This is a genomic window from Rhizobium sp. NFACC06-2 (assembly GCF_900101425.1).
Lineage (GTDB): Bacteria > Pseudomonadota > Alphaproteobacteria > Rhizobiales > Rhizobiaceae > Agrobacterium > Agrobacterium leguminum.
Genome location: NZ_FMVA01000012.1, coordinates 109,490 through 122,217 on the forward strand (window position 1 = coordinate 109,490; position 12,728 = coordinate 122,217).

The following is a 12,728-nucleotide window of genomic DNA, read 5'->3' on the forward strand; positions in this document are numbered from 1 at the left end:
ACCGGGCGCGGCTCCGCCTCGACCGCAAATTTCCCCCTCTGCTTGTCGACAATTCCGGACGGAAAAATTAGCATCACGCGAAACGCCGTAGCGGAGCAATCATGTCACTTCCCCAGAAAATCGGTTTTATCGGAACAGGAGCCATCACCGATGCAATGGTCAGGGGCCTGCTCGCCAGACCTGCCGCCGTGCCGCATGTCATGGTGTCCCAGCGCAGTGCCGATATCTCGGCGAGACTTGCCGCCGATTTCCCGCAGGTGATCGTCTCCGGCGATAATCAGGCAATCGTCGATGGCTGCGATACCGTGGCTATCCGGCCGCAGATCGCTGAAGAAGTCATCCGGCCGCTCCGGTTCCGGGACGGGCAGAAGATCGTCAGCGTCGTTGCCGCAACCGGCCGTGAGGCGCTTCTGGAGTGGATCGGCGCGGATGTGCGTCTCAGCCAGGCGATCCCGTTGCCCTTCGTCGCCCGGCGCAAGGGCGTCACCGCCATTTATCCTGCCGATACGGATACGGCTGCTATTTTCAACGTGCTTGGCAATGCGGTGGAATGCGAGACCAAGGCGGAATATGATCTTCTGGCCGCCGCCAGCGCTTTGATGGCCACCTATTTCGGCATCATGCAAACGACGACGGAATGGCTTTCCGAGAACGGTCTGCCGGAAGAAAAGGGGCGCGCTTATCTAGCGCCCCTCTTTGCCGGCCTCTCCGAGGTGGCCCTGCTTGCCGGAAGCAGGACGGATTTCATCGATCTCAGCCGTGAATTCGCCACCAAGGGCGGCCTCAACGAGCAGGTGCTGCTGGATTTCGACAACAAGGGCGGATCAGGGGTGCTGAAAGATGCGCTGAGCCGTGTGCTGGAGCGGATCACGCAATAATCGGACGATCGCGTGGCAACAACGAAAAAGGGGCCTTTTCGGCCCCTTTCCGTTTTACGCCTTCCCCGGACGGTTGATTGTGAGGAAGTGCCGCACCACCGGCTTTTCCAGCCCGGAATGATAAGCGAGCACCTTGCCCTGCAAATCCGCATCCGCGTGGGAAACCCGCTTGTGCTGACGCAGATGCTCGGCCCAGGATTCCACCATAAACCATTCGACGATCTTCTGCGGATCGGCGGAGTCCTCCGTCACGCCCCAGCCATAGGCGCCATCGCGGCGACGTTCCTGGGAAAGCTCATCCAGTGCATGCAGGAAAGCGGAGCGGTGATGCTTTTCGACATTATATTCGATGAGGATCAGAACCGGGCCGCGATCATGGGCCACCGGCTCGGCCACGAGCGGTTCGGGCCAATGGTTGGACGGCACCATATCGGCATCGCCGGCAGGCAGTTTCAGGCGGTGCATGACGAGACCCGCAATGAAAAGGCCGGCTGCACCGATGAGCAACGTGCCCGGCACGCCCGCGGCTTCGCCCACCGCACCCCAGCCGATGCTGCCCGCTGTCATCGCGCCGTTGAAGACGGTGAGATAGACAGCGAGACCGCGGCCGCGCACCCAGTTCGGCAAGATCGCCTGGGCTGCGCCATTCAGCGTCGTCAGCGCCGTGATCCAGGCACCGCCGAGAAACAGCAGGATGACGATGGCAAGCCACTTTGGCGGCGCAAAGGACAGCCCGGCCATAACGAGCGCAGTCGTGAGAGCCGCACCCAGCAGCAGGGCATCGGCATCGAACCGTTCGCGCAGCTTCGGCATGACCAGCGCACCGCCGATGGCGCCTGCCCCGACCGCGCCGAGCAGGATACCGTAGAAGCTTGCATCTCCGCCGAGCAATTGCCGGGCGACCAGAGGCAACAGCGCCCAGACGGCACTGGCGAATGCAAAGAAGATCGCGGCCCGCAGCAGGACGACATGCAGCGGCCGGCTGGCGCGGGTGTAACGAAGGCCGGCCCGGAATGCACCGAAGAAATTCTCCTGAAGTGCATCATTGGCGTTCTTTGCCCGCGGCCACCATAGAAGCGCAGCGATGACCACGAAATAGCTTGCGACATCGGCGCCATAGGTGAAGGCCGCCCCGAAGGCCGCGAGCAGGATGCCGCCGGCGGCCGGGCCGATGGAACGGGCGATGTTGATGCCGAGCGAGTTCAGCGCCACGGCGCTCTTGATGTCCTCACGTTTCACCAGTTCCGGCACGATGGCCTGCCAGGTCGGCCCCATCAGCGCCGCGCCGATGCCGCCGAGGAAGGTGAGCCCGATCAGCGCGCTGACGGACAACAGGCCGGTATGGGAAAGAACCATGAGGGTGACGCTGACCGAGGCCAGCAGAAGCTGCACCGCGATCAGGAACTTGCGGCGGTCGAGAATATCGGTCAGCACGCCGGCCGGGATCGCCAGAAGAAAGATCGGCAGGGTTCCGGCCGCCTGAACCATGGCGACGGCCGCCGGCGAGGCCGAAAGATCGGTCATCAGCCATGAACTGGCGACATCGCGCATGAAGCTGCCGGTATTGCCGAGCACCGTCGCCGCCCAGAGGACCGCGAAAACCGGTTGTGCAAGGGGAGCAAAGCTGCTCGCGGAGGATTTTGCAGCACTCATTTGCCTGTTCCTTTCGTGAGATCGATTGCGGCGACGATGATGAAGGCACCGGCAAGGCCAAGATGTTCGAAGAAGGCGTTGGTGGCCATCATGCGGTCCATGCCGGGCGCCATTTCCCAGAAGCGCAGAGCGATGAAGGTGGCGAGAAGCGTGAAGCCTGCAAGCGCCAGCGCACCGGCCCAGCGCAGGAAGCCCGACACCACCAGTGCGGAGGCGGTGAGCTCGAACAGGATGACGACGACAGCGAATGCGACCGCCGGCTGAAGGCCAAAATGGTTCATCTCCGCAATCGCGCCGGGAAAGTCGAAGATCTTGGTCAGCGGCCCCTGAATATAGGCCGAGCAGAGCGCCAGAAGCGCAAGGGTTTTTGTGGCGGGTGCGGCAACGATATCCGCGAGAAGCCCGCGAAAGCGAAGGGTCGAAGATGGCTCGGTCATTTTTTGCTCCTGCGATCTGGCCGGTCGGTTCGAGCGGCGCTGCGTTCATCTGATGGAGCGATATTGGCGCAAAGGATTACCGCCAACAATTGCATCAATAGTTTCGATATAATTGCGCAATTTGCAACATTATCCCATTCACGCTGGGCCGGGCAGCAGCTATCCGCTGCCCGGTGGATATTTGTGCTGGCCGGGCTCAGACTGCCCAGCAGGAACAGCCCAGCGCTCCGAAAAAGCCCTTCAGATCGGCAATCGGCAATTTCGACGTCCATGCGCCGGCGTGGTCGTGGCCGTGAACTCCGCAATCATTGGCGCAGCCGCAGGAGGAGATCGCAGCCCGTCTGAGTGAATTCTTTCCAGCGCCCTGCGGCTCACCCCAGGCGGCATAACCGCCGAAGGTGCGCACAGGCGACCAGTCGGGCATGGCCGGCGGAATATTGCTTTCATCCAGCGTTCTGAAGTCACCGGCGCCATAAACGATCTTGCCGCCCACCATGGTCAGTTCCGAGGTGAGGAAGGAAATCTCATCTTCCGCGCAGGAGAAATAATCCTTGTCCGGCACCACGAGATCGGCGAACTGGCCTTTTTCGATGCGGCCCTTCTTGCCCTCCTCGTTCGAGAACCAGGTGACTTTTTCGGTCCACATGCGCAGCGCCGTCTCGCGGTCGAGGCAATTGGCGCGCGGATAAAGCTGCATGCCGCCCACCGTCTTGCCCGTCACCATCCAGAACAGCGACACCCAGGGATTATAGGAGGCGACACGCGTTGCATCCGTACCGGCCGAAACGTTCACGCCCTTTTCCAGCATCCGCGCAATCGGCGGTGTGGCTTCCGCCACGCCCTGGCCGTAACGCTCGACGAAATATTCGCCCTGATAGGCCATGCGGTGCTGGGTGGCGATGCCGCCGCCAAGGGCTGCGATACGGTCGATGGAGCGGTCGGAGATGGTTTCGGCATGATCGAAGAACCAGTTCAGCCCTTCGAGCGGAATGTCCCGGTTGACCTTTTCGAAGACATCCAGCGCCCGCGAAATCGTCTCGTCATAGGTGGCGTGCAGACGCCACGGCCAGCGGTTTTCCGCCAGAATGCGGACGACGTCTTCGAGCTCGCCTTCCATTTCCGGCGGCATGTCCGGGCGCGGCTGGCGGAAATCCTCGAAATCGGCAGCGGAAAAGACCAGCATTTCGCCTGCGCCATTGTGCCGGAAATAGTCGTTGCCCTGCTTGTATTTGACCGATGACGTCCAGTTGAGGAAATCTTCCTTCTCCTGTTTAGGCTTCTGCGTGAAGAGGTTGTAGGCCAGACGGACCGTCATCTGGTTCTCATCCGACAGCTTCTGAATCACCTCGTAATCATCAGGATAATTCTGGAAACCGCCGCCGGCATCGATCACGCCCGTCACGCCCAGCCGGTTCAGCTCCCGCATGAAGTGGCGGGTAGAATTGACCTGATAATCGAGCGGCAGCTTCGGCCCCTTGGCAAGCGTCGAATAGAGGATGCCGGCATTCGGCTTGGCGAGCAGCAGGCCAGTCGGATTGCCGTTCGCATCGCGGGTGATCTCGCCGCCGGGCGGGTTCGGCGTATCCTTGGTGTAACCGACGGCGCGAAGCGCAGCTCCGTTCAGCAGTGCCCGGTCGTAAAGATGCAGCAAGAAGACCGGCGTATCCGGCGCCACCGCATTGATTTCCTCGATGGTCGGCAGGCGCTTTTCAACGAATTGATGCTCGGTGAAACCGCCCACGACCCGCACCCATTGCGGGGCAGGCGTAATCGCCACCTGACGCTTCAGCATGTCCATGGCATCGGCAAGCGAGCGCACGCCGTCCCAGCGCAGTTCCATGTTGAAGTTCAGGCCACCGCGCACGACGTGGGTGTGGTTGTCGATCAGGCCGGGCATAACCCGCTTGCCCTTCAGGTCGACGATCTTTGTGTCCGGCCCGGCAAGGGCCATGACCTCGGCATCGCTTCCGACTTCCAGGAACAGGCCATCCTTGATGGCGACTGCCGTTGCATTGGGATTGCCGCGATCAAGCGTCGTGACGCGGCCATTGTGAAGGATCGTATCTGGATGCATGGAAGAACCTCCGGTCTTGAGGGGATCAGCGGCCTTAGCCGTTGAAAACAGATTCGGAAAGGCAAGGCTCGAGGCCGCGCCAAGAAAGGTGCGTCGTGTCGGCATCAGCTTCTCTCCCGCTCGGTCGGCTGTTTAACTTCGGCGAAACCCGTGGTTTCAGCGCCACCCTTCGGCATATGGCCGAACATGTGCGGCTTGATCTGGTTGATCCACGAAACGACGGCCGGTTCCTTGCCGGCAATCGTCTTTGCGAAAGGAATGATCTGCTCTCCAACCAGGATGCCGAGCAGGCCGACGAGAGCGATGACGGGCGGTGCGGGAGAACGCACATTGAGCAGGCTGTAAACGATACCGACCAGCAGGCCGGCGCCAAGGGACAGAAGATAGACTTTCATGGGAACCTCCTGATGGGTGAAAGCCGCACCGGGCTGGATGACGATCCTGCCGGCGCGGCGTGGTTGAAAGCTTATTTCTTGGCCGGGTTGGGGCCGATGCGCTTGCCGTGCTTGACGCGTTCTTCACCGCCATGGACATGGGTGACGGCATAGTCGATGCCCATGCCGTAGGCGCCGGAATGTTCCTTCACCAGCGAGGTGACGGCGTCATAGGTTTCCTTGCGTGCCCAGTCGCGCTGCCATTCCAGCAGCACCTGCTGCCAGGTGACGGGAATGATGCCGGCCTGCACCATGCGGTCCATGGCATATTTGTGCGCATCTACGGAGGTGCCGCCGGAGGCGTCCGCCACCATGTAGATCTCGTAATCTGCGACATCGTGGAGCGCGGAGAGCGCAAAGGTGGTGTTGCACACTTCCGTCCACAGGCCGGAGACGACGATCTTCTTGCGGCCACCGGCGGCGTTTTTTGCCAGCGCATCGCGGACATTCTGGTCATCCCAGGAATTCATAGAGGTGCGCTCGAGAATGTCGTTTTCCGGGAAGACCGCAAGCAGTTCTGGAAAGGTGTTGCCGGAGAAGCTTTCCGTTTCGACCGTGGTGATGGTCGTCGGGATATTGAAGATCTTTGCCGCCTTGGCGAGGCCGACGACATTGTTCTTCAGGGTCTGCCGGTCGATCGACTGCACACCGAAAGCCATCTGCGGCTGCTGGTCGATGAAGATGAGCTGGCTGTTGGCGGGGGTAAGGACTTCGAGCTTGGACATTTTCAGTTCTCCGTTCAGGTGGTGGTTGCCGATCTGCGGCGGTGGAAATTGAGAAGGCTTCGCCGGCCGGCCGCCCGGCAGGGGCAGCCGTCTTGAAAAGCGAGGATCTGTCTTGGTCAGTGGATGCGGATCAGGGACCCGCTTTATGCCGCAAGCGGAGCGAGATTCGCCTCGATCTGATTGCGGAAAGGCTCGTAGCGGTTCGGCAGCTTGAGCGCTTCGCCCAGATGCGCGGTATCCTCGTCGCGGTCGAAACCGGGTTCATTGGTCGCAATCTCGAACAGGATGCCGCCCGGCGTGCGGAAATAGATCGCCCAGAAATAATCGCGGTCAATGACGGGGGTGACCTGATAACCCGTATCCATCAGCGCCTTGCGCACTTCCAGCTGCTTTTCGCGGTTTTCGACTGCGAAGGCGATATGGTGGACCGAGCCTGCTCCCGACCGGGCAAAGGGTGTCTTGGGCAGGGCCGCAAGATCGATCGTATCTGCCCCGTTGCCGCCGGGAATGACGAAACGCGTCACATTGCCTTCAACGTCAGTCCGCTCATAACCCATGAAACGCAGCAGTTCTTCGGTTGCGGCAGTGTCATGCAAATTAAACCGTGCGCCGGTGAAACCGCGTATGGCGTTGTCTTCGGAAATTCCCTCGGCCAGCCAGGCGGCACGGGCGTCGTCGCCTGTTTCGATCAGAGCAAGGCCATCGCCATCGGGACCGGTGAAGCGCAGGCGATTGGCGCCGAAGACCGTGTCGGCCTTAATGCCGGCGGCGCCTTTGGCAAGGAGACGCTCTTTCCAGAAACCCAGCGAACCCTTCGGAATGGAAAACTGCGTCTCGCCCACCTCGCCGACGCCGGGACGGCCGGCCATCATGTTGGCGAAGGGAAAATAGGTCATGACCGTGCCGGGCGTTCCCTTTTCGTCGCCGTAATAAAGGTGATAGACGCTGGGTTCGTCGAAGTTGACGGTTTTCTTCACCCGGCGCAGGCCGAGCGTATCAGTGAAGAAGCTGTTGTTCTGCCGCGCATCCGACGCCATGGAGGTAACGTGGTGCAGGCCCTTGATATCCTTGATCATCGTCGGCGCCTTTCATCTTTGGTGTGTCCGTTTCGATGGACAAAGATGTAACCCGCTTGATTGCATCGCGGAATTGCAATATTTTTCTCGAATGAATTGCGATTTTTGAAATAATGGCGATGAACGATCATAAAGCTCTCAAAACCTTTCTGATGGCGGCCGAAAAGCGCAACTTCGCGCAGGTCGCCCGCGAACTGGGCATGACGGCAGCCGCCGTCACCCGCGCGATTGCCGCGCTTGAAGACGATCTCGGTGTGCAATTATTCGTCCGCACCACCCGGCAGGTTTCCTTGACGACGGACGGGGCGATCTTCGCCGCACAGATCCAGCCCGCGGTCGAGGCGCTGGAGAATGCCCGGCGCGATGTCCGCAACGCCCATAAGGCGGATGAGGGGCGCCTGAGGATCAGCGCGCCGACATGGCTCGGCAAAACCGTGCTGCCGCCGATCCTGTCCGGCTTCCGGGAGCTCTATCCGAAAATGTGCTTCGAGATTTCGCTCTCGGACGGCCTGATTAATATCGTGGATGATGACTACGATCTGGCGATCCGCATTTCGTCGGCCCCATCGGACAAATTCACAATCTGGCGCAAAATCAGGGCCGTGCCGAGAATATTGGTGGCGGCCCCGGGCAGCCGGTTTACGCAGATGGAACATCCGGGCGAACTGACCCCTGACGATTGCCTTGCCTATAGCGGCGAAAGCCGGAGGGAGAACTGGGTCCTGTCGGATGGCGGTTCCACCTTCACAATTGCGGCGGGACGCGCCTTCAGCGCCAATAATGGCGAGGTTCTGGCCGATATGGCGGCGGGGGGTGCAGGTGTGACCATGTTGCCGGGATTCCATATCGCCGAACACATCCGCAGCGGCCGGCTCGTTCATGTCCTGCCCGGCTGGGCGCCGCAGGAACTCTGGTTGACGCTCTATTATCCGCCCTATCAGAAACTGCCGCCCCGCATTGCGACCTTCTCGAAATTCTTCGAAGAGCAGCTACCGGCGCATATGGTAATGCTGGACTAGAGCCTACAAACCGCAACGACGCCGACTCGCACGAGCGCGCCGGCATGCTGCGTAACGTAAATGTAGCGGCAGCAAGAGCTGGCGATGGCCCAAGGCTGCCGTGACATTTTTATAGTCGGCTTCTACGCCAGATGCTGGTTGAAGAAGGCGGCGATCCGGTCGAACGGGATCTTGTCGGCGCGGTCATACAGGTCCGTATGGTTGGCGTCCGGAATGATCACGAGTTCTTTCGGTTCGGCAGCCGCCGCGAAAGCGGTCTCGCTGAAATAGCGGGAATGCGCTTTTTCCCCATGGATGAACATCACCGGGCGCGGCGATATTTCGGCAATATAGGTCAGGATCGGCATATTCATGAACGACAGGGGTGTCGTCTGCGTCCAGGCATTGCCGGAGTTGACGGCACGCGCATGGTAACCGCGCGGCGTCCGGTAATAGTCGTGATAGTCAACCAGGAACTGCGCTTCGCCACCGTTGAGATCGTTATAAGGCGGTTGATAGGCGGGGCTTCCCTTTTCCGCATCCTGCCAGCGCTGCCGGCTCATTTGCTCCAGCGCCTGCGTGCGCTGTTCGAGGGTAACGCTGTCGTTGTAACCTTTGGACATCACCCGCGTCATGTCATACATGGTACTGGCCACGACTGCCTTCACGCGCTTGTCCACCGCCACGGCATTCAGCGCCATGCCGCCCCAGCCGCAAATGCCGATGACGCCGATGCGCTCGCGATCCACGTAGGATTGCAGCCCGATATAGTCGACCGCGGCACTGAAGTCCTCGGTGTTGATATCCGGTGACGCGACGTTCCGGGGCTCACCGCCGCTTTCTCCGGTATAGGACGAATCGAACGCCAGCGCGGCAAATCCGCGCTCCGCCATGGTCTGTGCATAAAGGCCGGACGACTGTTCCTTCACCGCACCAAAGGGACCGCTGATGACAAGAGCGGCCAAAGGCCCCTGCCCGCCCGTCCGAAGCATTGCCGTGGCCCGGAAACCGGAGATAACAGCTTCCGCTTTAAAAAACCAACTACACGGCACCCGAAATAAAGGCGACAAAGCAAAGCATTGTCCGATTCTGGCAGCCGTTACATAGGTGGGTCAGCGCCCGGCAAGAATCGCAGGACAGTTTTAGACGAAAATAACGGTCAAACCCTTGCGCTCTCGCCCCTCCAAACGGACACTACTTATCCGAGAGCAGCCACGTCTGATTGCCCGCAGTGGAAGCTGATCGAATCGATAGTTAGCTTTGTAATTTTATACTCTATAAGACTCTAAGATACGCAAACATCAAGAATAAAATGCGCCGCCTCCAAATATTAACTAGGCTTTAAATGTTGGCCTGATATGACACGCACGTCGCGAAAATCTTAAGCGGCAGAAATTATTGAGCGGCATTCGCACAAGCTAGCGTGGAAAATCCGGGCCCCCTTCTCCGGCTCGAATTGCATGATGCGTTTCCAGCGCAGGTTCACATGAGCCATGTTCTCCACAATTTCGCTTTATTTGCGGATGTCGGACCGCTGTCATAACGGGCAGTGTCTGGCAGCAGATAGGCGTGACCATCCGCCATTCGGTAAAGGACACGTTCATGACTTCGATCCTCTCCTCATTGTCTGCTGTGCAGATTTCCAAGCTTTCGACGTCCACCATTGCCAGCCTGACGTCGGAAGACGTGAATGCTCTTGATAGCACCAAAATCAAGGCTCTTTCGTCATCTCAGATCGCGTCTTTGAGCACAGATAACCTTGCTCTTTTCAGCTCTGAGGACCTGCGCGCCATTTCCGTGACGGCAGTCAAGGGTCTGACCCTCACCCAGATGGCGAAACTGAGCTCCGCTCAGGTCAGCAGCCTGTCGTCTTCTCAGGTTACCGCCCTTTATGCCAGCCAGATTGACGCCCTTTCGACCGACCAGATCAAGGCACTCAACTCGTCTCAGGTCGCAGGCCTCAGCTCCGCTCAGGTTGCAACACTGAGCAGCGACGAACTGGCCCTCTTCTCCACCGACGAGATCAAGGCGATCAGCGCCACTGCCATCGCTGGTCTTTCCACAGCAGCCATCGCCGCTCTGAGCACCGACAATGCAGCCGCGCTGACAAAGACGCAGATCGCCGCCTTGTCTTCCACGCAGTTCAATGCGCTCAGCTCCGGCAGCCTTGCAACCTTCTCGGCAGACGAAGTCAAGGCGATCAGCACCAAGATCCTTGCTGGTCTCGATGTGACCAAGCTCAGCACCGGCAATATCGCCGCACTCAGCAAGGCGCAGGTTTCGGCGCTCTCCACGGCGCAGTTTGCGGCCATGTCGACTGATCAGATCAAGGCGCTGACCTCCGAGCAGGTCTCTGGCCTCAGCTCTGCTCAGGTCGCGACGCTCAGCAGCGACGAACTGGCTCTCTTTTCGACAGACGAGATCAAGGCGATCGCCGCCAACGCCGTTGCCGGCCTTTCGTCCGCAGCCCTCGCTGCCCTTACGACCGACAATGCATCTGCCCTGACGAAGACGCAGATTGCCGGCCTTTCGTCCACGCAGCTCAACGCACTGACCTCCGCAAACCTCGCCACCTTTACGGCAGACGAGATCAAGGCGATCACCACCAAGGCGCTCTCCGGTCTCGATGTGACCAAGCTCAGCACCGGCAACATCGCCGCGCTGACCCTCTTCTCCACGGCAGAGATCGGTGCCTTGAGCGCCAATGCGGTCGCTGGCCTTTCCACGGCGGCTCTGGCTGCCCTTACGACCGACAATGCCACGGCCCTGACGAAGACCCAGATTGCGGGCCTCTCGTCCACGCAGCTCAACGCCCTGACCTCGGCTAGCCTCGCCACCTTCACGGCAGACGAAGTCAAGGCAATCACAACCAAGGCGCTCGCTGGCCTTGATGTCTCCAAGCTCAGCACGGGCAATATCGCCGCACTCAGCAAGGCACAGGTTTCGGCCCTCTCAACGGCACAGTTTACCGCCATGTCGACTGATCAGATCAAGGCGCTGACCTCCGATCAGGTTTCCGGCCTCAGCTCCGCTCAGGTCGCGACGCTCAGCAGCGACGAACTGGCTCTCTTCTCTACCGATGAGATCAAGGCCATCGGCGCCAACGCCGTTGCCGGCCTTTCGTCCGCAGCCCTCGCTGCCCTTACGACCGACAATGCATCTGCCCTGACGAAGACCCAGATTGCCGGCCTTTCGTCCACGCAGCTCAACGCACTGACCTCCGCAAACCTCGCCACCTTTACGGCAGACGAGATCAAGGCGATCACCACCAAGGCGCTCTCCGGTCTCGATGTGACCAAGCTCAGCACCGGCAACATCGCCGCACTGACCAAGGCTCAGGTAACGTCGCTTTCCTCGACGCAGTTCGCGGCGCTCTCGACCGACCAGATCAAGGCTCTCACCTCCGATCAGGTCTCTGGCCTCAGCTCCGCTCAGGTCGGCACACTGAGCAGCGACGAACTGGCCCTCTTCTCCACCGATGAGATCAAGGCTATCGCCGCCAACGCCGTTGCCGGTCTTTCTACCGCTGCCCTGGCCGCTCTCAGCACCGATAATGCAGGGGCACTGACGAAGACCCAGATTGCGGGCCTCTCGTCCACGCAGCTCAACGCGCTGACCTCGGGTAGCCTCGCCACCTTCGCGGCAGACGAAGTCAAGGCAATCACTACCAAGGCGCTCGCTGGCCTTGATGTCTCCAAGCTCAGCACCGGCAATATCGCCGCACTCAGCAAGGCACAGGTTTCGGCCCTCTCCACGGCACAGTTTGCCGCCATGTCGACCGACCAGATCAAGGCGCTGACCTCCGATCAAGTGTCCGGTCTCAGCTCCGCTCAGGTCGCGACGCTCAGCAGCGACGAACTGGCCCTCTTCTCCACCGATGAGATCAAGGCCATCGCCGCCACTGCCGTCTCCGGTCTGACGACTGCGGCTATTACGTCGCTTACCACCGACAACGCCGCAGCACTGACCAAGACCCAGATTGCGGGCCTGTCTTCGACGCAGCTCAACGCCTTCAACTCCGCGAACCTTGCCACCTTCACGGCGGACGAAGTCAAGTCGATCACCGCCAAGGCTCTCGGCGGTCTCGACGCCACCAAGCTCAGCACCGGCAATATCGCCGCACTCAGCAAGGCTCAGGCCGCAGCACTGTCCTCGACGCAGTTCGCAGCCCTCTCGACCGATCAGATCGCGGCACTGACCTCCGAACAGGTGTCTGGTCTGAATTCTGCTCAGGTCGCTACGCTCAACAGCACCGAGCTGGCGCTGTTCTCGACAGACGAGATCAAGGCTATCAGCGCCAATGCCGTCGCCGGTCTTTCCACCGCGGCTATCGGCGGCCTCAGCACCGCCCAGGCTGGAGCTCTTTCGGCCCAGCAGCTGAAAGTCATGAACGACGCACAGGTTGAAGCGGTCATCAAGGCTTACAAGGGTGTATAAAATTTAAGAAACGAGA

Annotated in this window: 9 protein-coding genes and 1 pseudogene; 3 read left to right on the plus strand and 7 right to left on the minus strand. The window is 60.2% G+C overall.

Annotated elements, in window-relative coordinates; translation table 11 throughout:
* The first annotated feature begins 101 nt into the window (after positions 1-101).
* A complete protein-coding gene (locus F3H58_RS19680; protein WP_149743403.1) occupies positions 102-878 on the plus strand; it encodes a pyrroline-5-carboxylate reductase in 777 nt (258 codons plus the stop codon).
* A gap of 54 nt (positions 879-932) precedes the next feature.
* Here the strand turns inward: F3H58_RS19680 and F3H58_RS19685 are convergent, their stop codons facing one another.
* From F3H58_RS19685 to F3H58_RS19710, 6 genes are all read right to left on the minus strand, one after another.
* On the minus strand, positions 933-2,531 hold the full coding sequence (locus F3H58_RS19685; protein ID WP_149743404.1) for an MFS transporter: 1,599 nt from the start codon (positions 2,529-2,531) through the stop codon (positions 933-935).
* Positions 2,528-2,968 (minus strand): DoxX family protein, encoded by a 441-nt coding sequence (locus tag F3H58_RS19690; RefSeq protein WP_149743405.1) that lies wholly within the window; start codon positions 2,966-2,968, stop codon positions 2,528-2,530. The genes F3H58_RS19685 and F3H58_RS19690 overlap by 4 nt, the downstream gene beginning before the upstream one ends.
* 196 nt (positions 2,969-3,164) lie before the next feature.
* Entirely contained in the window at positions 3,165-5,147 is a 1,983-nt protein-coding gene (locus tag F3H58_RS19695; RefSeq protein ID WP_149743406.1) for an amidohydrolase, read from the minus strand.
* The gene (locus tag F3H58_RS19700) at positions 5,147-5,437 is read right to left on the minus strand and encodes a XapX domain-containing protein (RefSeq protein WP_149743407.1); all 291 of its coding nucleotides are present in this window, start codon (positions 5,435-5,437) and stop codon (positions 5,147-5,149) included. The genes F3H58_RS19695 and F3H58_RS19700 overlap by 1 nt, the downstream gene beginning before the upstream one ends.
* A gap of 71 nt (positions 5,438-5,508) precedes the next feature.
* Entirely contained in the window at positions 5,509-6,201 is a 693-nt protein-coding gene (locus tag F3H58_RS19705) for a hydrolase (RefSeq protein WP_065657452.1), read from the minus strand.
* A gap of 143 nt (positions 6,202-6,344) precedes the next feature.
* Positions 6,345-7,277 (minus strand): VOC family protein, encoded by a 933-nt coding sequence (locus F3H58_RS19710; RefSeq protein ID WP_149743408.1) that lies wholly within the window; start codon positions 7,275-7,277, stop codon positions 6,345-6,347.
* A 119-nt stretch (positions 7,278-7,396) separates the two neighbouring features.
* Between F3H58_RS19710 and F3H58_RS19715 the strand changes: the two genes are divergently transcribed.
* Positions 7,397-8,296, plus strand: a complete 900-nt coding sequence (locus tag F3H58_RS19715; protein ID WP_149743409.1) for a LysR family transcriptional regulator — start codon at positions 7,397-7,399, stop codon at positions 8,294-8,296.
* A gap of 122 nt (positions 8,297-8,418) precedes the next feature.
* On the opposite strand, the pseudogene F3H58_RS19720 reads toward F3H58_RS19715, so the two are convergent.
* Positions 8,419-9,252, minus strand: a pseudogene (locus F3H58_RS19720) (alpha/beta hydrolase); the annotation flags it as partial.
* A 625-nt stretch (positions 9,253-9,877) separates the two neighbouring features.
* On the opposite strand from F3H58_RS19720, the gene F3H58_RS19725 reads away from it, so the two are divergent.
* Entirely contained in the window at positions 9,878-12,712 is a 2,835-nt protein-coding gene (locus tag F3H58_RS19725; protein WP_149743410.1) for a beta strand repeat-containing protein, read from the plus strand.
* Positions 12,713-12,728: the final 16 nt, after the last annotated feature.

Excerpts from the sequence above, each read along its gene's own strand:
- F3H58_RS19695 (WP_149743406.1), bottom strand. The coding sequence starts at position 5,147 with ATGCCGACACGACGCACCTTTCTTGGCGCGGCCTCGAGCCTTGCCTTT.
- F3H58_RS19715 (WP_149743409.1), top strand. The coding sequence starts at position 7,397 with ATGAACGATCATAAAGCTCTCAAAACCTTTCTGATGGCGGCCGAAAAG.
- F3H58_RS19685 (WP_149743404.1), bottom strand. The coding sequence starts at position 2,531 with ATGAGTGCTGCAAAATCCTCCGCGAGCAGCTTTGCTCCCCTTGCACAA.
- F3H58_RS19705 (WP_065657452.1), bottom strand. The coding sequence starts at position 6,201 with ATGTCCAAGCTCGAAGTCCTTACCCCCGCCAACAGCCAGCTCATCTTC.
- F3H58_RS19700 (WP_149743407.1), bottom strand. The coding sequence starts at position 5,437 with ATGAAAGTCTATCTTCTGTCCCTTGGCGCCGGCCTGCTGGTCGGTATC.
- F3H58_RS19725 (WP_149743410.1), top strand. The coding sequence starts at position 9,878 with ATGACTTCGATCCTCTCCTCATTGTCTGCTGTGCAGATTTCCAAGCTT.
- F3H58_RS19710 (WP_149743408.1), bottom strand. The coding sequence starts at position 7,277 with ATGATCAAGGATATCAAGGGCCTGCACCACGTTACCTCCATGGCGTCG.
- F3H58_RS19680 (WP_149743403.1), top strand. The coding sequence starts at position 102 with ATGTCACTTCCCCAGAAAATCGGTTTTATCGGAACAGGAGCCATCACC.
- F3H58_RS19690 (WP_149743405.1), bottom strand. The coding sequence starts at position 2,968 with ATGACCGAGCCATCTTCGACCCTTCGCTTTCGCGGGCTTCTCGCGGAT.